Here is a 19,774-nt window from a genome sequence, read left to right on the forward strand (position 1 = left end):
TGTCACCGATCACGATGGTGTTGTCACGGTCGAAGACCGTGCCGTACTTGGCCGCCGCCCGTTGCTGGGCGATGGCGACGAGTTTGGGCCGGTCGGTGTCGTCGTCGCCGTACGCGCCGACGTCGAGCTCGAGGTAACGGTCCAGGTCGAAGACTTCGAGCTTGATCTGGGCGACTTGGCGGAGGTTGCCGGTGAGCACTGATTGGACGATCTGCGGGTGGTTGGCGACCGCGGCGAGTGTTTCGATTGCACCGGGTAAGACCCTGCCGCGGCGGGCGAGTTCGTCGCGGTGCCGGTCATATTCGGCGGGCAGTTCGGCCTTGTACCGCGATAGGTACGGCTCGTCGGTGTCGATGCCGTGCAGCCGCAGCGTCGCGGTGAGGATCGACGGTTCGGTCTGCCCGGTCACATCGGCTTTGTGGACCATCTGGACCCCGGTGGCCGTGTGGAACGCGTTCGCGTACAGGTCGCCGCCCATCCCGCGCGTTTCGATGAGCGTATGGTCGACGTCCCACAGGACCAACCGGCGGATGGATCGAGGCAGGATCATCGTCTGAGTCTGCCAGGCGGAGCGTAGCCTGCTGAGAACAACCGGTCCCGATGCGTGCGGGGGTGACGGTATGGATTTTGACGAGTGGGCGATCGGGCAGCGCATCGCCCAGTACCGCCAGCGGCGCGGCCTCACTCAGGACGAGCTCGCCGGCCTTGTCGGGATCTCGCTGTCGATGATGAAGAAGATCGAAGCGGGTACCCGGACGGTGACCCGCTTCTCGCAGTTGGTGCTGTTCGCGCAGATCCTGCGCGTGTCCGACCTGCGCGACCTGACGGGGGTGCCGATGTCGCTGATGCCGGACGGCCGACGCGGTCATCCGGCGGCAGACGCTGTGCGCATGACGGTACTGGAACGCGGCCACGGCGCGGAACCGGTAGGTCTGGAGCGGCTACGGCGCCTGGCCCAACGCGCGTGGGGCACCTGGCAGGAGCCGTCGACCTTCCGCTACGACGCAGTCGGGCAATACCTCACCGAGGTGATCGGCCTGGCGCAAGCGCAGGTGGAGACGTCAACCGGTGAGGAGCGGCGGCAGGCGCTCGCCGTCGCCAGTTCGGTGTACCAGCTGGCCCGGACCTGGACCAAGCGGGTCGGCGAGTACGACTTGTCCTGGGTCGTCGCCGACCGGGCCGTCGCCTGCGCCATCGACGCCGACGATCCCGACCTGACTGCGGCGGCAGCATGGAATCTCGCCATGATCCTCTCGGCGCAAGGGAAGACGACGCAGGCCCGCAGTGTGGTCCGCCAAGCAATCAGCGAGCTCGGCCAGCTCCTCGGCGACCAGCCTGCGCCGGCGCGGCTAGCGGCCTACGGCGGCTTGCATCTGCTCGGGGCGACCGAGGCGGCTCGTGAAGACGACGCCCGGGACGCGTGGAACCTGCTCGACACGGCGGCGACGATCGCGGCGCGTACGGGCGAGACCAACCACCATCGGATGGTCTTCGGGCCAACCAACGTAGTTCTGCACCGCATCTCCACAGCGATCGAGCTCGGCCGCACCCGTGAGGCCGTCGAGCTCATCGAGCGCACCGACGCCCGTGACGCCGCGTCGGTGGAACGACGGCTGACCTTCCACATCGATGCGGCTCGGTGCTATACGCGACGGGACAACGTCGTGGCCGCCGTCCACATGATGGGGCGGGTGTTGCACGACTCGCGCGACGAGCTGCGTTACAACCTGATCGCCCGGGAGACCTTACGGCAGCTCGGCGCCCGCTGCACGCCGTCGATCCGGGCCGACCTTGACCCGCTGCTTGAAGCAGCCGGTCTGACACCGTAACTCCCTACACCGGGGCGCAGGGACACCGACAGTGTCCCTCCCCCGCAGTGCCTCCTCCGATCCGTCACCGCGCATACGGTCGTGTTCGTTCCGCGCAACAATCCCCGCCTGACAGTCGGCGGGGTCTGCCGCGGATCAACGGTCGTGAGGAGGCGGATGTCTTGAGCTCGACGGACTGCGCGGACCGGCCCGCCGGTCAGCCGGGAGCGACGTCGGTGCAGCCCGCCCGGGTGTTCATGCATTCGCGATCGCTGGCCAACACCCAGCGTCCGGCCGGATCGCACCTCCGAGACGGCAGAGGGCGGGTGCCGCCAATGTTGCCGCCCGCCCTCCGCCTGCACCTCACTGCCGGCGCCTGCGATCTCGGGCGAGAGGTCAACGGGCCCGGCCGAGTTGGCCTGCGGTACCAGTCGGGCGATTCCAAGTGGTTATCCTGCCGAGGAACGACCCTCTGGTCGATCTCCCGTCGCCCGATCGCGCCGCTGGCGCGCACCCCCGCGAGTGTCCGGGCTGGCGACCGCAGGTACCGCGGTGGCGTGCCGGTGGGCAGCCGGCACGCCACCGCCCCGCCGAGCCTCCACGTCCATCCGGAAAATGATGTGCTCATGCGCACGGCGGGTCCGACGCACCATCTGCAGGTCCACCCCCCACTGTCGCCGATGTGGCGTTGCGCTTCCACGGCACCGCGCAGACCGTGCGTCGTGTGCGGGCCGCTGCGGTGCGCGTCCTGTCTGGAGGCGTTCGACCGATTAGTGCGGGATGGTGGCCGTGTGTTACTCCAGCACCACTGGCTGTTGCCGGCGGTTCGGGGTGGTGGGTGATGCGGCCGGTGCAGGTTGGTGACCTTCTGCACTTGAAGGAGCCGGATTACTGCTACGGCACAGGGAACTTGACGCTGCGCGTGACCTCTGAGCCGGCAGCGCTGCCCGATCCGGAGTGGGTCGACGTCACCGGGGTCGAGATCTTCTGGAACGGTCAGCGCGGCACCGAACGACAAGTCCGCGTCCGCAGGAGCGCGCTGGATCATGCCCGCACGCGGAACGCCCCGTGAGGACGACGACGATGAGCCCGCTACGTCTGAAGATGCCGGTGGCCGACAGCTACTACTTTGTCGCCCACGACTACATGGCCGGTCGTCGCCGGCTTGACCGCCGTGTACTCGGGATCGGGTTGGCCGCTGCGTTGCTCGGCGAGCTGGTGGTTACCGGGGTCGTCGCGGTCAGCGGCGAGCGCCTGTATGTCCTGCACGAGTCACCGCCGGACAGGTTGCTGTACGACATCAACGTGCAGCTGCTTGGCCAGCCGCAGCACCGTGACCTACCGACCTGGCTGGCCTTCCTCGCAGTGACCGCCGAAGCCAAGGTGACCGAACGGATGCAGGCCAGTCGGAGGCTCGACGAGGTTGAGCTGCGCCGAGTGATCGGCAAGCGGCGGGCGCTAATGCCGGCCGACGTGAACGAGGCCGCCTGGCAGGCCCTCCGGCTGGAACGGGCACTCACCACAGCAGCCGACATGACCCACGCCGACCTGTTCCTGGCCGGCATCGTCCAGGCCACCGGCCTGCTGCCGCACGTGTTGTGGAACCCGGACACCAGCAACATCGGCAACCTTGTCCTGTCCCGCGTGCTGCCACTCATCGACCCCAGCCTGCTCGCCATCGTCCGGCAAACCGAAGCCGCCGTCGGCCGATCCGTGCTCGCCCCAAGGTAGGCGCCCCCTCGATCCCCTGCCACCGCACCAGTGCGCCTAAATAAATCGACAACTATCGATATAGGAGATCCTGAGATGCCTCGATCCAGACCGGGCACCCGACACGACATCATCGCCGCGACGCTCGCACAGAACCGGCTGGGCGTGCTCGCCGTCGTGTTCTTCGTCCTGGCCGCGGCCGCCCCGATGACCGTGGTGGCCGGCGGCGCGACCACCGGCTGGGCCGTCACCGGCGTGCTCGGCATCCCCATCGCCTACCTCGCCGTCGCGGTGGTCCTCGCGATCTTCTCCGTCGGCTACACCGCCATGAGCCGCAAGATCGTCAACGCCGGCGCGTTCTACTCCTACATTGCTCGCGGCCTCGGCCGGGTGGCCGGGGTGGCGGCGGCGTTCGTGGCCATGCTCGGCTACAACGCCATGCAGTTCGGCCTCTACGGCGGATTCGGCGCCGTCACCACCGGACTCATCGGCGAACGGCTCGGCTTCGACGCGCCGTGGTGGCTGTACGCGGTCATCGCCTGGGCCGTGATCGGCGTCCTCGGCGTGCTGCGCGTCGACGTCAACGGCAAAGTCCTCGCCGTCCTCCTGCTCGCCGAGATCGCCATCGCGCTCATCTACGGCGCCGTGGAAGTGACACACCCGGCCGGCGGCACCGTCACATACGACTCCCTCGCAATCTCGTGGCTGTGGAACGACACCATTGGCGCCGGCTTCGCCACCGCCATCGCAGGCTTCGTCGGCTTCGAAGCAACCGCCGTGTATGCCGAGGAAACCAAGGACCCGCGCCGCACGGTGCCTCGCGCCACCTATCTGGCACTCGTCACGATCGGCCTGCTGTACGCCGCGAGCAGCTGGGCAATGTCGGTCGCGGCCGGGCCGCACCAGATCATCGACCGGGCGAAGACCGACAGCACGGAGCTGATGTTCAATCTCGTCAGCCCATACCTGCACCGCGTGTGGCTGGACATCGGGCACATCCTGTTCGTCACGAGCCTGTTCGCCGCACTGCTCGCCTTCCACAACACCGTCGCCCGCTACTTCTTCGCCCTCGGCCGCGAACACGTCCTCCCGACATGGCTCGGAACAACCGGGGCCAACAACGCGCCGAAGTGGGGCTCGATCGCCCAGACGGTGCTCGCCGGCTTGGTGCTCGTCGTCTACGCCGCCGCCGGCCTCGACCCGATCGTGCACCTGTTCTTCTGGCTCACCGTCCTCGGCGGGCTCGGCGTCCTCATCCTCATGACCGCAACGTCGGTCGCCGTCATCGCCTACTTCGCACAGGCCGACAACCGGGGCGGCGTCGGCATCTGGAGCACCGCGTTCGCGCCAGCCCTCGCGGCCATCGGGCTCGGCTACATGCTCTGGCTAACCCTCACCCAGTTCGACGTGCTCCTCGGCGTCACCGACCCCCACTCGATCGTGCCGGTGATGCTGCCGTCGCTGTTCGGCATCGCCGCCATCGCCGGCGTCATCTGGGCGATCGTCCTCAAGATGACCCGCCCGGTCACGTATGAGCTCATCGGCATGGGCGCCACCAGCGCCACCGCCGAAGCACGCATCACCGCCGCGATCGCCTCGGAGCGTGTCAGATGATCGCCAGCCGCGCAGACTTCACCGTCCACGAGGCCCGACTCAAGAACATCGGCCCAGTGACAGGCACGCTGGCCGAAGCCTTCCTCGGCGGCGACCTCGCGCACTGGCTCATCGAAGACCGCGAGACGCGCCGGGCGGCATACGCCGACTACTTCTGGATGCTCGCCGAATTCTTCCTCCGCCACGGCCAGGTCGACGTCACCGCCGACATGGACGCCGTCGCCCTCTGGCTACCGGTGGAAAACCACGTCGACATCAATATCCCCGACTACGACGAGCGGCTCGCGAAGATCACCGGCGACGCGGTCGGACGCTTCGTGCTGCTCGACATGACGACACAGTCGCATCATCCCCAGTACCGGCCGCACCACTACCTGTCGCACATCGCCGTCCACCCCGACCGCCATGGCCAAGGACTCGCCAGCGCACTGCTGCGCCACCGGCTGGCACAACTCGACCAAGACGGCGTCCCGGCCTACCTCGAAGCCACCGGCATCCAGACCCGAGCGATCTACGAACACTTCGGGTTCCGCCTGATCTTCCCCGTCGACATCCCCAGCGGCCCGACCCTCTTCCCGATGTGGCGGGCGGCCGGAGGAGCGGCGCCACACCCGCAACACTCGGCGAGGTAATCCAACGGCCCTCCGCGGGAAGAGGCAGCCTGTTTACGGCTGGCTGCCTGCAGGGCCCCGCAGCCGGACCGTGTGGGAGCCGGAGCGGGAAGGGGGCGCCCGGTATATAGACCGGGCGCCCCGCCTCTGCCCAGCGTTAACCTTCGGCGCGGTCGCTTGTTGGAGGTCTTGGATTCGCTGCGAGAGGCGACCGTAGTAGCGGATGCAGGCACTCCGCGGAAGGGTCGCCTCAGGATACCGCCAGATGGCCTTGTGGCCGTATGATGAGAGGATGAGGCTCCGAGGTTTGGGTGAGGTGCGGTACTTGGCGGTCGCCGACGCCGTCCGGAAGGCGATCCTCTCCGGGGTTTACGCGCCTGGTTCGCCGCTGCCGTCCGAGCAGCGCCTGCTGGCCGAGTACAGGTGCGGCCGGGACACGGTTCGCGACGCGCTCGACGTCCTCCGCGGCGAGGGATTGATCATCAAGGAGCGCGGCTTCCCCACGCGAGTCACGCCGCTCACCGATCGGATTGTCGTGCCACTGCAGGCGGGGGCGGTAGTCGGCGCGCGGATGCCGCTGCGGTCGGAGACCGGCATCCTCGACTGCCGGCCTGAGGTGCCTTTGCTCACCGTGACGACCGACGACGGCGAGGAGTGTCTCCATCCGGCCGACCGGGTGCTGCTCGCCGCCGCGCCGGCAGCACAGAACTGAACCCCTGGCTGGGTGTGCGTCGGACACCGCACCGTAGTGAACGGAACAGAGGTCACGGCGAGGGTGGCGTGGCCGGAGGTGGCGGGCCACACCAGGCGGTCCGCCGTCGGTGGGCGGCAGCGTCGGGCGCGGTTGTGCCATGCTGCCGGTATGGCTCGGACGGTGTACCGCCCAGACCACACCGCACATATCCGCGCTGAGCTGGCGCGCTCGGCGTGGTACTTCGCGACCGGGCTGTTCGTAGTGCTGGCAGCGGCAGGGGCGACGTTCATGGTCGTTGAGGTGGCTGGTGTGTCATCGCGGCCGGTTTGGCTGGGCCAGTTGTGGATTGCCGGTACGTTCGCCGCCACGGTTTCCCTGGCCGGGCTGTTAGTGGTCCTGCTGCGCTGGTGGTGGTATCTGCGCCGCCGCACCGAGCTCGACGCCGCCGGGGCGGAGGCCGTCGGCGAGGTGTATGCCCGGTTGGCGAACCGGCGCCGCCGCGAGCCGTAGCGGTCAGGGCCGGCGACCGGACCTGGTGTGTCAGCGTTGAGTTGCGTGGGGGAGCTGCCCGCTCGAAGGTTTGGGGGGTGCGGGGATTTCCGGCTGTCCCGACGACGGGCGACCAGCCTTCGCGGCATGCCCGCTGACCGGTGTGCGTTGTCGGTGCCGGTCAGGCGGCAGGTAGCCGCCAAACGGCGACGGTCTTGTCGCCGCTGGCGGTAACCATCGTCTCGCCGGCCGTCGGACTGGACGCTGCCGAGGAGATGCTGTCGTTGGGCCGGTCGGCCGACAGTTTCCGCCAACGATGTTCGGCTCTCACCTGTCGGCTTTCGGGTTACGCGTTGGCTAGCCAACCAGCATGTGCGGGTCCGGTGGGCTGGTCGGGTGGGCTGTTGTGGTGGCGGCGTTTGTTTTTGACGCGTTCGGCGACGGCTCCGGCGGCTTCGTGGTGCAGGCGTTTGACGACGCTTTGGTAGGTGTCGCGGGTGAGGGTGGTGGTGGAGTGGCCGAGGAGTTCGGAGACGACTTTGATGTCGATGCCTGCGTCGAGGGCGATGGTGGCGGTGACGTGGCGTAGGTCGTGCAGGCGGATCGGGGGGAGGCCGGCGCGTTTGATGAGGCGGCGGAAGCGTTGGCTGACGGTGTTGGGGTTCCAGGCGTGACCGTCGGGTTGGACGAAGAACATGCCGGTGTCGGGCCAGTCGGGTCCGGCGGCGAGGCGCCAGGCGGCGCGGCGGGCTTTGTAGGCGGTGAGGACCGCGACGGTGTCGGGGTCGAGGATGACGTCGCGGTTACCGGCTTCGCTCTTGGGTGGTTTGCGGCGGTTGCCGTGGCCGGTGTCCTGGTTGACGATGCTGACCTCGCTGTTGCCGAGGCGGACCTCGGCGTCGAGGAGTCCGCAGGCTTCGCCGCGGCGGGGTCCGCGGTAGGCCATGAACTGGAACATGGGGTGCAGGTCGGGGGCGTGTTCGGCGGCGTAGTCGAGGAACTCGGCCAGGAGTGCGTCGGTCCAGACCATGACCTTGCTCGGTACCTCGCCGGTGGTCTTCCACCGTTGGACCCGTTCGGGTTCCCAGACCATCGGTTTGGGGCGCGGGTTGGGGGTCTTGACCAGCGCGGCCGGGTTCGGCACGCCGCTGATGACGCCTTTGGTGAGGGCGTCGTTGAATGCCTTGCGCAGTGTGCCGCGGATTCGGGAGATCATCGCCGGGCCGGTGGGGCGTACGCCGCGTACGGTGGCGCGCACGTCCGGGTCGGTGCTGGCCTTGGCGGCTTCGATGTCGGCGTTGCGGGCCTTGATCCAGGCTTTGAGTTCGTCGATGTGGTGCGGGCGCAGCCTGTCGAGCACGACCTCGCCCAGGCATGGGATGAGGTGGACCCGGACGTGTGACTCGTAGGTGCGTCTGGTGTTGTCGTCGATGTCGTGGGCCTGCAGCCAGCGGGGGAGCCATTCAGCGACGGTGGGCACACCGGTGAGCGGGTTGCCGGTGCGCAGCCGACGGCGGACCTCGTCGAGGTCGGGCAGCGGCAGTCGGGCACGGGCGGCGGCCTCCAGCAGGTCGGCGAGGGCCGTGCGGGCGCGCCGGTCGCGGCCGGCGAGGTCGAGCAGTTGCCGGGCGTGGTCGAGGTCGTCGACGGCGGCCTTGTGCGTGTCGAAGCCGGCGGGGCGTCGTTGGCGGCGGCGGCCTTCGGCTGTGGCTGGCAGTTCGAGTTGGTAGGCCCAAAGGCCGTGGTCGGGGTTCCAGGATCGGTTGGCGCGGCGCAGTTTCGGGCATGTGTTGCCCAGCGGCTTGCCGGTGGTGGTGTCGCGGCAGCCGCAGCGTTTGAACACGGATCCGGCGTGTTTCACGGTCGAGTACTCCAGGTTGAACGGGCGCGGTGCTCGGGTGTGCATCGGTTTGTCGATCGACATCCACGCTCGACCGGCCGTGACGATCAAGTCGTCACGGCCGGTCGATTGCGGGATTTTCTGGCTATGTGGGTGGGCTGTCGGCGGCGCCGGTGTTGTCGGCGGTCGGGGGAGGGCCGTGGTGGTCGACATGGTCGGGACGGAGTGCGGCGAGGAGCGCGGGAACCGGGACGCGGTACTTCGCCCCGGCTTTGATGACCGGTACGGGGAAGGTGCCGGTGCGGGCGAGGGTGTAGGCGGTGTTGCGGGACAGGCCGAGGATCTGTCCGGCGGTGACCACGTCGGTGGTCGCCCCGAGCGCCCGGATCGCCTCGTCGGTCCAGGCCGGAGGCGTTGCGGTGGTGGCGCGGTGAGGGGTACGGGTCCGTCGGCGATCGCGCATGGCAAAGCTCCAGGTGGATAGGCGTGGTGGTGGATTGTGCCGGTGCCCCTGCCCGGCAGCGGTTGCCCGGGGAGGGCAGTCTGAGCGGGCGGTGCTAGGGAGTGGTTATGGCACGCGGAGCATCCGGAATCAGGGCATCGGCGGGGGTGACGCACATGCTGCGCTGGCGGCCTGGGCGCTATCGGTATGGGTGTGCTGTAGGCGCTGCGGTTGCTGGTCGCCGTTGCGTTCGCGGCGTGGCCGCCGATACGGCACAGGCGGTCGGTGCGGTTTCGGTGGGGTGGCGGTGGCCGGTACGGTGGTGTGGGCAGTGTGGGCAGCGGCGGATCGCACGCCGACCCTGTCCCTTCTGAGGGGAGCTCGCTCTCGCGCGGCGACGGCGGTGACGCTGGGTGGGGTCATCTGCCGGTGGCCGCCCAGCCGTTGGCGCCGCTTCGGCGAGATGGCGACCGACCTGGGCCGACCAGCGATCCATCGTCACGCGGCGTGGCTGGCGTTTCGGCCGTCGCCCGCGTGCCGCACGGGCCCGATCCGCCGGTACGCGAACCCGGCCCGCGGCGCCGCACCAGGGCCCTGATTGAGCTCGGCGGAGCTCATGCTGGCACCACGTACCGGGCCGGGTCGATCAGCAGGCACAGCGCTGCGGCGGCCTGCTGCGGCAGCCCCATCAGCCATTCGACGAATGGCGGCGCGAGGATGGGTTTGCCGTGCCTGCCGGGCTGTGACGGGTCCGGGAAGGCCCGGCCGAGTAGCAGTTCCCAGCGGGTGACGGCGACGGCGTAGCCGCCCCAACGACTCTTGTCGGGCATGCCGAGTGCTGGCGCCGACGCCGCTCGCAGGTCCACCGCCCGGCGCGTGGCCGGCATGCGGGTCATGGCCGGGGCCGAGGGGTTGGCCGATGCGGACGGCGGCGGATGGCAGGGTCAGGTCGCCGTGGGAGCCGCGCTGGCCGGGGCCCTTCACACCGTCGGTGCGCGGGGTCTGAGAGCGGGCGCCCTCGCCGTCACGGGGCGGCGGGGGCGTCGCGTCGGGCTACCGTGTGCCTTGTAGGTCACGCAGCGCCCCGGAGATCTGGTCGCGGGTCTCCGCGTTGCGTCCCGGCAGCGCGAACACGGCCGCCACGACGAGCGTCAGCACCGGTACCATCAGCGGGTTGTCGGTGTATCTGGCGGTGAACGGCAACGCGACTGCCGTCAGAAGCAACGCTGCCGGGCGCGCGAAGGTCGCGGGCGAGCGCCACCCGGAGCGCTTCGGCACGGCCGCCCCGGCGGCCTCCAGCTCGGTCCAGTCGCCGCGGGCGACCGCGAGCATGTGCCGCCGCAGGTCGACGCACAGGTCTACGTAGTCGGCCCGGGTCCGGGCCGTCCCGAGCCGGGCGTGCGCCTGGTGGAGCACCGTGCCGATGCAGGCCGCCCGCTTCCGCGCGGCGGCCCGTTCGTCGCCGTCGACGGCGGCGACCGCCGGCATCGCTCGGTGCAGGTCGCGGGCGTAGCGCCGGCACAACGCGCGGAGCCTGCGCCGGACCGGTCGGCGGCGCCACGTCGGCGTGGCCGCTACGAGGCTCGCCAACAGCCAGCTGAGGTGGGTGACGGTGAGCTGCCCGGTGCGGAGCCGGCCCGCCGGCCCGTCGAAGCCGCGCAGTGTCAGCCGGCGGTGCACCCGGACCAGGATCAACGTGGCAGCGAGGTGGCTGAGGCCGGCCGCCAGCGCGGCGTACAGGGCCGCGTTGGTGATCTGCGGCCCCGGGCCGACGGTGCCCGCTGCCAGCTCGGCCGCGGAAAAGAAGACGATCGTTACCACCTGCACCGATGGGCGCAGGTTCGTCGTCGTCAGCAGCAGGAGGGGGGCGAGGAACGCTAGCGTGAGCGCGCCACACCAGAGCACGTCGGCGCGGTCATAGGGCTGCGGCAGCCAGCGCGGCAGCCCGAGCAGGCCTACCGCGACGAGCGCCGCGGCCGTCGCCACGGTGGTGCCCAGCACGGCGGCGTGGCGCCAGCCGGTGTGCGTCACGGCGGCGGTCAGGACCGCCTCACGGCGCAGCGACGGCCCGGCCAGACGTCGCCACGGCCAGTCGGGCCAGGGGATGTCCTCGGTGTTCTCCGCGTACTGACGCCGCGCCGTCCGCAGGATGCGGGCCAGGCGGTGCCGCCGCCGCAACCGGAGCCGGACATCCACCACCGACCAGGCAGGATTCACCACCGAATCGTGCGCGCTCGGCGGCGTCTCGGAGCATCCCCCCGACGACTCGTTCCGACTACCTTCGTCGGCATGGGTGCCTGGTACGGGTGGTCAGCGGGCTGGGACATGCGTTGGATGCGGGCGGTCGTCGCCATGCTCACGGCCTGCGGCGTGTTCGCCGGGCTGCTCGTGCGGGAACCGCGGTCCGGCTCGCCCGGGGCGGACGAGGTGGCATCGATCGAGTGGCGGGCGAGGCTGGCGTTGTCGTCGACGGTGCATCTCGTCGGCGACCTGGTCATCGTCGTCGAGCCGGTCGGCTCCAGCGGCCGCGTGACGTATGCCTACGACCTCGGTGCCGCAGCCGGATCCGCGGACGTGTGGCGCCGCCCGGGCTGGGTCGAGCCTGTCGAGACGCTCGACGGCACGCTGCTGGTGACGCGGTACGAGACCGGGTTCTCGCTGGTCGACCCCCAGACCGGGCTGGCGCGCTGGACGAACCTCGACGCCGACGAGGTCGACGAGTTCGGCGGCGTGCTGATCTGGAATTCCTGCGACGAGGAGACCGGGGCAGGGATGTGCGCCCTGTCCGGCCTCCGGCTCGCGGACCGTGCCGGTGAGGAGGTCCGCCGGGGCCTGCGGCCCGACTGGACGATACCGGTGGAGGCCGACTGGAGCCTGGACTGGCCGCTCGAGGGCGTCTGGCGGGCCCCTGGCACGCGGTTCGAGAGCCTCCGGGCAGAACCCGCCCCGGGTGGCACGCCTGTGCTGCTGCCGCTGCGGCAGGACGACCGGTTCGAGGTCGTCGACCCGGCGACCGGGCGGGTGGTCTTCGGTCCGGCCGTCGAGTCGCCGTGGGAGAGAATCCTGGTGCTCGGGCGCTCGGTGGTGCGGATCGCCACCCGCTGGGACGGCGTGCGGTGCGGGTACGAGGTGACCGCGACGAGCCTGGACGAGACAGCAGTCTCGTGGAGCCGGAACGACCTCGATCTCGGCACCGCGGGCGGCACGGGCTGCCAGCAGACCGTCAGGATTGTCGCCGCCGCCGGCGTGCTCTGGGCGCGGGTCGGCGGCCGTCCGGTGCTGCTGGACACCGCGGCCGGCCGGGAGCGATGGGTCGGGCAGCCGGATGAGCGGGTCGTCGCCTTGAGCCGGTCCTACGCGATCGTCGCTACGCCGGCTGGCCGCCTGCGGCTCGTGGGCCTCTTCACGGGCCACGTGCAGGCGGAGCTGCCCGGCACGGTCGACGAGTTGTCCGCCGTCGCCGTCGTCGCCGGGGGCGTGATCGTCGAGTCCGGGAACGGGATCTGGCGCTGTGATTTGCAGTGCTCGCGCGTCTTCACCGGTGGCTGGCTGCTGGCGACCGACTCGTCCAGGGCCGCTGTCCAGTGGGAACACGACGTCGTGGTGGTGCCGGTATGACGGCCGCGACGCGAGGAAGGCCATCGAACCCGTCCGTGAGAAACTGTGCACCGCCGCGGTTGCTGCTGCCCGGCCTGCACGCCGGGCTGGACTACCTGCAGGCCGGTGTCGCGGAGGTGTGACGTCGGCTGCTGCCCGACGATGACCCACAACGCGCGAAGGACGGCTGAAGATCTACTCGCCGACGAAAACATCGTGGCTGGCCAGCGCGGGCCGGTCGCAGCACCGCAGGGCGAAGGTGAGTCCGAGTGCACCGTGAACCGGCGGGCGTGGCTTGGTGCGGCCGATGCGCTCGTTTTACATCAAGGCGCCGCTCCCGTCGAGCCACGCGCGCGGCCCGTCAAGACACAGCCCGCTTTGCCAACTAGCGCGAAAATCCCATTCGCCGTTCGGTCCGAGGGTGTACAGCGGCATGGAGCGAAGTGGTGGGCGGGGTCGAGGGCGTCGGCGCGGATGTTCCCGGCCGACACCCGTACGATCGGGAAACGGCGTCAGCGGCGATCTCCTCTAGGCGTTGGAGGTGGCCGTAGACGGCGGTGGGTTCCCAGCCCGTGTCGGCGGCGGTCGCCGCGTCGAACCGGGGGATCTCACCGCGGGCGGTCAGGCCGCAGGCAGACCGAGCTCTACGCCGGCACCGAACGATAGATATCGGTGGGTGACCGTCATCGGCGCCTCCTAGAACCGTCCGATGTGGACGAGGCGCCAGGCGGACCGGCGTGCGTGTTTCGGCTCGGCTTGGTGAAGATGAGTACGTCCTCGTGCGCGATGAGGTGCATCGGGGTGCCGGCGGCGCGGGCCTTGCGGACCGACTGCAGCTGGAAGAACGACGGCCGGGCGACGAGTCGGCCGTGGCGGACCGCGGCGAGTAGGGCGACGCACCGCTCGGTCGGTACGAGCCCAGCGCGGACGCCGGCGCCGATGACTGCCGAGGGCAGGTCGACGAGTTCGCCGTTCTTGCGCCAGGGCCGGGCGGTGACCACGACGGTCCCGCCGGGGCGCAGCAAGGTGTGGCAGCCGCGCAGGATGTCGGCGAACCCGTCGGCGAGGCCGGTGAGGTCGCGGTAGGCGAGATTCCCGCGGTCGGTGCCGTCGTTGTAGCGGTTGTCGCGGATGTCGAGCTCGTCGCCGGTACGGACCAGGCCGTGGACGGTCGGCCCGTACGGCGGTGAGGTCACGACTAGCGCGACCTGCCCGGTCAGGGCGGCCGGGACGAGGGACACGATGTCGGTGGCGTCGCCGCGGATGACGCCGGCCCGGCCCGAAGCACCCTGGGTCCGGGCGTGGCGGAGGTTGGCGTCGGCGATGTCGGACCAGCGGGACTCGTACTCGATACCGAGGGCGTCCCGCCCGGCGTGGACGGCCTCGACGAGGGTGGTGCCGATCCCGCACATCGGGTCCAGGACGAGGTCGCCGGGCTGGGTGTAGGCGGCGATGGCGTGCGCGGCGATCGCGGGCAGCATCCGGGCGGGGTGCTGGACCGAGTCCGGCACGTACCGGCCGCGGCGCTGCACCGGCCCGGTCTGCTGCGCGGTCGCCCACACCGTCAGCCGCTCCGGGGCGGGATCCCCCCGGACATGCCCGTCGGGATCGGTGTCCGCGGCGGCGGACCTGGTCACGCGGTGCTGGCCGTCGTAGGTGCGGTGCCGGCCGGCGGGCGCCGGGTCGCTGGTGTGGTCGTTGGCCTGGCGGCCAGCGGTGTGGTCGGGCTCGTCGGGGCCGGTGGCCAGGGCGGTGCGGGGTTCAGCCATCGTGCACCTCCCCGTTGCGGGCGGTCCGGCGGGAACCGGTGCGACCGCGGCGCCGCGATGTTCCGCGGTGTGCGACCGGGGTCAGGACCAGGAGGTCGGCGTGGACCCGCAGGTGCGCGACCGACCAGGTCTGCCCGGCGGTGTCGGCGCGCGCCTTGGACAGGGCGAGGAGTTCCTCGTCGTCGAGGTGGTAGACGAACGCGTCGCCGGTCCCGTCGTCGCTGATGTCGGCGGCGACCGCCACGATGTGCTGTAGGTAGCCGAGGCCGACCCTGGCGGCGGCATTGACGATCGGGCTGAAGTCCTCCGGGGTCGCGGCGTACCCGGCTGGGACGGCCACGACGAGGACGAGGCAGCCGCCCGAACGCAGCAGCTCCCGGCAGACGGTGAGCAGCCAGGCCAGCCGGACCCGGTTAGGAGCCGAATCCGGGTCGAGGGGCCAGGTCGCGACCACGAGGCTGGTCAGGCCCGCGAGGGACGCGTCGTCGGGGATCGGGATGCCCGGCGGGCCGCCCGGCGGCAGGTCGGCGTCGGTGAGGTCGTCACCGAACCAGTCCGCGAGGACCAGGTTCAGTTCTTCGCCGTCGCTGTCCGGGACGTCGGTGTCGGCCTCGTCGTCGGCCAACATGGTCTCGTTGTCGGGCTTCGTGGTGGCCGGGCCGATGATCAGGCTGGCGACATCGGTGAACCAGGCCCGGTGGTGATGGCGCCCGCCGGTGAGGCTGGCAGCGGCGAGGGCGTGGTCGGCGGTCAGGTCGACGATCGCCTCGCCGGGGCGGCTGTAGGCGGCGACGAGGCGCCGGGCCAGCCGGGTGGGGATGGTCGCGTGGTGGTCGCCGCTGGTGCGGGCGGTGCGCCAGACGGTGATCGGGACCGGCGGGTCGCCGGCGACCAGGTCGATGGACGACTGTTCGGCGTCCGTGCTGGTGTCGGTGTTGCCGGCGCCGGTAGGCTCGGAAAGGTCGGCATGGGGGTCGGTGTTGGGGTGGGTGGGGTGGTGCGGCGGGTGCTTGCTCATATGGCTGTCGGCTCCGCGCCGCGCCGTGAAGCGCTGACATCCCCCTATCCGGATTTGTGAGCCGTGGCGAACGCCCCCTCCGCTCACAGCCGCTCACACGCGCGCGGCAGCCGCTCACAGCGGCGTACGGCCCGCTCTTGGCGACACTTGGTGGCCGGCGGTCGGTCGTCGGCCGCTCACAGCCGCCTCGGCTGTCAAGGCCCAACCGCTCACAGCCACTCACAGCCACTCACGGCGCCTGCCGGCAGCCAGGAGCGGCCCACTCCCAGCCGCTCACAGCACGCGCCATCCTGATCCCGACCGCTCACAGCGGCGGTCGGAAAGATGCATTCCGCGCCGTGACCTACGGGCGTCAGATGGCGGCCCGGTGCGCCCGCACTCCCGCCGGATCGGTCGGTGGCAGTGACGTCGGCGTCGGGCCCGTGCGGACGCGGCGCGCCGCGCTGTCACGGACGCTCAGATGCCCGCGCCGAGGCGATGCCATGAGCAGTCGCGAGTGTCATGCGACCCGTGTCAATCGACGATCTTCTGTGACACGCGCAGACTGTCAATCGATAGATGTCAGTGTCATCGGGCGGTGTCAACGTCGTTGCCGGTGACCGGCCGCCATGGTGTCATCGCGCCTGTGAGTCGCTGTGAGTGCCGGACAGCCTTGCTGTGCGTGTCCGGCGCGGCGCTGTGACCGTGTGTCCGGCGCGGCTGGACGCGCCGATCGGACATCCTGGGTTGGGCGTGTCACACCAGGGTTCGGCGTGTCAACGGGCAGCTCAATGGCTGTGACACGGACCGATGTCAACGATCACAATCGATGTCAAAGATCCTGTGACACGGTGGTTGCCGTCGTGGCCCGACGTCGATGTCACCCGCCGGATGCGCCGCTGGCCAGGACTGTGAGTGACGCGTGAGCGTGCCGTGGCGCAATGACACCCCGGACGTCGCCGTGACAACCCCGCGACGTCAGTCCACGAACTTCATTGTCATAGGAGCTTGTGACATGACCGTGTCCGCCACCCTGGACCGCCCCGGCACCGGTGTCACCACCCGTGGCACGGCCGCTGGCGCCGCCGTCGGTGACAGCCCGACACAGATGGGCCGTGCCGCCGCTGCCGGGTGCTCGTCAGCGCCTGCAGCGGCCGGCCTTGTCGCTGACGACGGGGGCTGGCCGTCCTCGCCGTTCGCCTGCGTCGACGCCGCGTTCGCCGCGCTGACCTGCGACCCGGACCCGTTGAGCATCGACCTGACCGGTCTGACCAGTCTGGCCGGTCAGGACCCCGGTCTCGGACTGCCGGAGGGTGTGGTGAACCTGGCCGTGCTGCGTACCTGGCTGGCCGAGCATCCCACCGACTGGGCTGGGCTGGACGTGGTGTGGAGGGAGCTGATCCGCCGGGCCCGCCTCGACGGCCCGGCCTGGGTCCTCGCCGCGACCGCGTGCGCCCTGCCGGCCCTGGTCCGCTACGCCGCCGGCCTGGTCGCCGGCGGCTGGCGCGGCGACCCCGACGACGTCGACGCGGAAGTCCTCGCCGGGTTCCTGGCCGCGCTGCGCGACCACGTCGACCTGGCCAGGCCCGCCCCGTACGCGGGCCTGTGCCGGGCGGCGCACCGCGCCGGGCTCGCCCTCGTCGCGCAGCAGCGCGACGTCGTCCTCGTCGACGACGTCGACGCCATCCCGGCCGGCCCCCGCACCCCGCTGCGACCGTGGGGCCATCCGGACCTGCTCGTGCGGCGCGCCGTGCACCTCGGGCTCCTCGACGCCTGCGACGAGCAGCCCTACATCGACGCCCGCCTCGGCCGCCGCGCGATCGAACCGATCGCGGCCCGTCTCGGTGTCACCGTCGACGCGCTGCGGATGCGGCTGCGCCGCATCGACGAGCGGCTCGCCCGAGCCCTCGCCGAGGGGCTGCTCACCGGGACCGCCTCGCCGGAGGCCGAGCAGGAGCTGAGCAGGCGGGCCGCGCACCGGCAGCAGACCCGGGCCGCGGTCGCGACCACCGCCGGTCGGCCCCTCGCGGCTGCCGTCTGAGCGGCAGCCCCGCGACGCCGCACGACCACCCCGACGTCCTTCCCGCAGCCAGACCGTTCAGGCCGTGCCGCCGACACCACCGGTGTCGGCGGCACGGCCCTTTCACATCATGGCGACGGCGGCGCTGAGCTGGGCTGTGAGCGGCGTCGGCCGGTCGCTGTGAGCGGCGCGCCGCCGCTGTGAGCCGGGTGCGGCCCTGGTGTGTGCGGCTGTGAGCCGCTGTGAGCGGAGGGGGCGTTCGCCACGGCTCACAAACCCGGATAGGGGAGTGCAGGAGTTCCCGGCCACGGCCACCGACGGCTGTACGCAGCCGGGCTCCTGCCCGCCGCCGGGCCAAACCCTCGTGCTGCGAGTGCCGCGCGGCTGCGCGCCTCGGGTGCCGCGCCATCGTGATGCGCTGACACCTCATCAACCAGCCGACCCCAAAAGGGAGGACGAGTTCCTCCCGAGCGCGTTCGCGGCTGCGTCCCTGCACTCGCCACGCGGGTTCCGGCTCGGCGGCGGCCGTTCTGTCCGCTGTTTTCGAGCATTCGCCCCGCCACCCGCCGACGACCCCACGCCCTGTGCGCGGGGTCGTCGGCGCTGCGGCGCGGGCGGGAGGTGACCCAACATGTCCCGCACCCTGCGGGCACGCCTGCGTGCCCTCATCCCACCCACCGGCACCCAGCCCACCGACGACCAATACACCGTCCACAGCCGCATCAGCGGCCCGAACCCGGGCACGTTCACGGTCCACCGGCCCCGCAACGGCTCGACGGCGACAGCCGAGCACCACACCGCTGCGCGGCAGACCACACCACCGCCTTCAGGCGGACGGTGCAGGCTTCAGTTCGCCACCCGTGCAGCGTTCATGCCCGCAGTCGTCGCGCTGCTGCTCGTCGTGGCGCCGGCGGCCGCGTCCGCCGACCCCGGCGCCCCAGTCGCCCCGGTCGTCCTGGCGGCCAACACACTGCCGGTCGTCATCGCCAACCTGCAGGCCTGGGTGATGGGAATTCTCGGCGCGATCGCGACCTTCTTCGGGGTGCTCGGCGGTGTCTACCGGGTCACCGCCGGTGGCGACCCCACCCGGGTCGAGCAGGCCAACGGCTATTTGAAGAATGCCCTGTTCGGCTACGGGTTGGCGGTCCTCGCGCCGATCCTGCTCGAGATCGTCAAGGGCATCGTCGGGGGCTGAGACGATCATGGGCTGGTTCCTCGACAACATCCTCGACTGGTTCGCCACCGCGATCCTGGCCTGCTTCGACGGGCTGATCGCCGCGATCACCAACGCGTTGCTGGTCACCCCGGACGTCACGACGTTGCCGCAGGTGGAGGCCCTGACCGGCCGATCCGTCCTCGTCGTCGACCTCGTCTACGTTCTGGTCTTCGTCGCCGCCGGCGTACTCACCATGACCGCCAGCGGCGACGAACGCTCCCGCTACACCGCCAAAGACCTGATCCCACGCTGCATCGTCGGGTTCGTCACCGCACACTTCAGCCAGCTGTGGTGCGCCAAGCTCATCGAACTGGCCAACGCGCTCACCGCCGCGCTGACCCAGGACGACCTCGACGGCGACGGTGAACTGCGACCCGCCGCACTTACGGCGATCAAGACCCACGTCATCGCGTCCCGCGACGCGACCGCAGGGCTGCTGTTCTGCGTCTGCGCGGTGATCATCCTGATCCTGCTCGGCTCGACGGCGCTGAGCATGATCACCCGCTTCGCGGTCGTGCTCGTGCTCACCGCGGCGGCGCCGCTCGCCCTGGCGTGTCACGCGTTGCCGCAGACCGACCCGGTCGCCCGGATGTGGTGGCGCGCCTACGTCGGCACCCTCGCGGTCCCGGTCGTGCAGGGCTTCACCCTCTACGCAGGGCAGTGGATGCTCACCGACAGCAGCCACATGCTGTTCGCGCTCGGGCTGCCCGGCGACGGCAGCGTGACGAACCTCTTCGTCGTCATGGTCATGCTCTGGACCACGGTGAAGGTCCCCAGCCTGATGGGTCGCCTCGTGTCGCAGGGCGGTGGCCGGCAACCGAACATCCTCGGCGCTGTCGTCCGTGTCGTCGTGGTCCAGCAACTGTCCCGCGCAGTCCCCGGCCTCGGCCGCGGCATCCGGGGCATCCGGGCGGTGACCCGATGAATCGGGACCAGCCCAGTGACCGGCGCTGGGACCAGCGCCGCG

Annotated in this window: 18 protein-coding genes; 11 read left to right on the top strand and 7 right to left on the bottom strand. The window is 70.7% G+C overall.

Annotated features, from left to right (window positions below; translation table 11 throughout):
- Positions 1 to 655 (bottom strand): haloacid dehalogenase-like hydrolase (locus tag ABZS66_RS31390; RefSeq protein WP_354763971.1); only part of this gene is annotated, 655 nt, incomplete at its 3' end.
- Between ABZS66_RS31390 and ABZS66_RS31395 the strand changes: the two genes are divergently transcribed.
- The 7 genes from ABZS66_RS31395 (at position 621) to ABZS66_RS31425 (ending at position 6,947) form a co-directional block, all read left to right on the top strand.
- Positions 621 to 1,829, top strand: a complete 1,209-nt coding sequence (locus tag ABZS66_RS31395; RefSeq protein ID WP_354763973.1) for a helix-turn-helix transcriptional regulator — start codon at positions 621 to 623, stop codon at positions 1,827 to 1,829. The genes ABZS66_RS31390 and ABZS66_RS31395 overlap by 35 nt on opposite strands.
- 820 nt (positions 1,830 to 2,649) lie before the next feature.
- Positions 2,650 to 2,880, top strand: coding sequence for a hypothetical protein (locus tag ABZS66_RS31400; protein WP_354763975.1), 231 nt, complete (start codon positions 2,650 to 2,652; stop codon positions 2,878 to 2,880).
- On the top strand, positions 2,877 to 3,539 hold the full coding sequence (locus tag ABZS66_RS31405; RefSeq protein WP_354763977.1) for a GPP34 family phosphoprotein: 663 nt from the start codon (positions 2,877 to 2,879) through the stop codon (positions 3,537 to 3,539). The genes ABZS66_RS31400 and ABZS66_RS31405 overlap by 4 nt, the downstream gene beginning before the upstream one ends.
- A 75-nt stretch (positions 3,540 to 3,614) precedes the next feature.
- Positions 3,615 to 5,132: an APC family permease gene (locus ABZS66_RS31410; RefSeq protein WP_354763979.1), complete on the top strand. Its 1,518-nt coding sequence runs from the start codon at positions 3,615 to 3,617 to the stop codon at positions 5,130 to 5,132.
- Positions 5,129 to 5,764, top strand: a complete 636-nt coding sequence (locus tag ABZS66_RS31415) for a GNAT family N-acetyltransferase (RefSeq protein WP_354763981.1) — start codon at positions 5,129 to 5,131, stop codon at positions 5,762 to 5,764. The genes ABZS66_RS31410 and ABZS66_RS31415 overlap by 4 nt, the downstream gene beginning before the upstream one ends.
- 304 nt (positions 5,765 to 6,068) lie before the next feature.
- Positions 6,069 to 6,455, top strand: a complete 387-nt coding sequence (locus ABZS66_RS31420; RefSeq protein ID WP_354763983.1) for a winged helix-turn-helix domain-containing protein — start codon at positions 6,069 to 6,071, stop codon at positions 6,453 to 6,455.
- A gap of 150 nt (positions 6,456 to 6,605) precedes the next feature.
- On the top strand, positions 6,606 to 6,947 hold the full coding sequence (locus ABZS66_RS31425; RefSeq protein ID WP_354763985.1) for a hypothetical protein: 342 nt from the start codon (positions 6,606 to 6,608) through the stop codon (positions 6,945 to 6,947).
- A 325-nt stretch (positions 6,948 to 7,272) separates the two neighbouring features.
- Here the strand turns inward: ABZS66_RS31425 and ABZS66_RS31430 are convergent, their stop codons facing one another.
- The 4 genes from ABZS66_RS31430 to ABZS66_RS31445 all read right to left on the bottom strand — a co-directional run bounded on the left by ABZS66_RS31430 (position 7,273) and on the right by ABZS66_RS31445 (position 11,425).
- Positions 7,273 to 8,850 carry a tyrosine-type recombinase/integrase gene (locus ABZS66_RS31430; RefSeq protein ID WP_354763987.1) on the bottom strand — a complete coding sequence of 526 codons (1,578 nt, stop codon included), beginning with the start codon at positions 8,848 to 8,850 and terminating at the stop codon, positions 7,273 to 7,275.
- A gap of 61 nt (positions 8,851 to 8,911) precedes the next feature.
- Entirely contained in the window at positions 8,912 to 9,229 is a 318-nt protein-coding gene (locus tag ABZS66_RS31435; RefSeq protein ID WP_354763989.1) for a helix-turn-helix domain-containing protein, read from the bottom strand.
- A gap of 593 nt (positions 9,230 to 9,822) precedes the next feature.
- Positions 9,823 to 10,095 carry a hypothetical protein gene (locus ABZS66_RS31440; RefSeq protein WP_354763993.1) on the bottom strand — a complete coding sequence of 91 codons (273 nt, stop codon included), beginning with the start codon at positions 10,093 to 10,095 and terminating at the stop codon, positions 9,823 to 9,825.
- Between the two features lie 166 nt (positions 10,096 to 10,261).
- Positions 10,262 to 11,425 (bottom strand): hypothetical protein, encoded by a 1,164-nt coding sequence (locus tag ABZS66_RS31445; protein ID WP_354763995.1) that lies wholly within the window; start codon positions 11,423 to 11,425, stop codon positions 10,262 to 10,264.
- 72 nt (positions 11,426 to 11,497) lie between these two features.
- Between ABZS66_RS31445 and ABZS66_RS31450 the strand changes: the two genes are divergently transcribed.
- Positions 11,498 to 12,826: a hypothetical protein gene (locus ABZS66_RS31450; RefSeq protein WP_354763997.1), complete on the top strand. Its 1,329-nt coding sequence runs from the start codon at positions 11,498 to 11,500 to the stop codon at positions 12,824 to 12,826.
- A 662-nt stretch (positions 12,827 to 13,488) separates the two neighbouring features.
- On the opposite strand, the gene ABZS66_RS31455 is transcribed toward ABZS66_RS31450, so the two are convergent.
- Both ABZS66_RS31455 and ABZS66_RS31460 read right to left on the bottom strand, forming a co-directional pair.
- A complete protein-coding gene (locus ABZS66_RS31455) occupies positions 13,489 to 14,574 on the bottom strand; it encodes a DNA methyltransferase (RefSeq protein ID WP_354763999.1) in 1,086 nt (361 codons plus the stop codon).
- Positions 14,567 to 15,592 carry a hypothetical protein gene (locus ABZS66_RS31460; RefSeq protein WP_354764001.1) on the bottom strand — a complete coding sequence of 342 codons (1,026 nt, stop codon included), beginning with the start codon at positions 15,590 to 15,592 and terminating at the stop codon, positions 14,567 to 14,569. Before ABZS66_RS31460 ends, ABZS66_RS31455 begins: the two co-directional genes overlap by 8 nt.
- A gap of 994 nt (positions 15,593 to 16,586) precedes the next feature.
- On the opposite strand from ABZS66_RS31460, the gene ABZS66_RS31465 reads away from it, so the two are divergent.
- The 3 genes from ABZS66_RS31465 (at position 16,587) to ABZS66_RS31475 (ending at position 19,732) form a co-directional block, all read left to right on the top strand.
- Positions 16,587 to 17,612: a hypothetical protein gene (locus ABZS66_RS31465; RefSeq protein WP_354764003.1), complete on the top strand. Its 1,026-nt coding sequence runs from the start codon at positions 16,587 to 16,589 to the stop codon at positions 17,610 to 17,612.
- An 850-nt stretch (positions 17,613 to 18,462) separates the two neighbouring features.
- A complete protein-coding gene (locus tag ABZS66_RS31470) occupies positions 18,463 to 18,786 on the top strand; it encodes a pilin (RefSeq protein WP_354764039.1) in 324 nt (107 codons plus the stop codon).
- Positions 18,787 to 18,793: 7 nt separating this feature from the next.
- A complete protein-coding gene (locus ABZS66_RS31475; RefSeq protein WP_354764005.1) occupies positions 18,794 to 19,732 on the top strand; it encodes a hypothetical protein in 939 nt (312 codons plus the stop codon).
- Positions 19,733 to 19,774 lie beyond the last annotated feature (42 nt).

The sequence above is a fragment of the Dactylosporangium sp. NPDC005572 genome (assembly GCF_040605515.1).
GTDB lineage: Bacteria > Actinomycetota > Actinomycetes > Mycobacteriales > Micromonosporaceae > Dactylosporangium.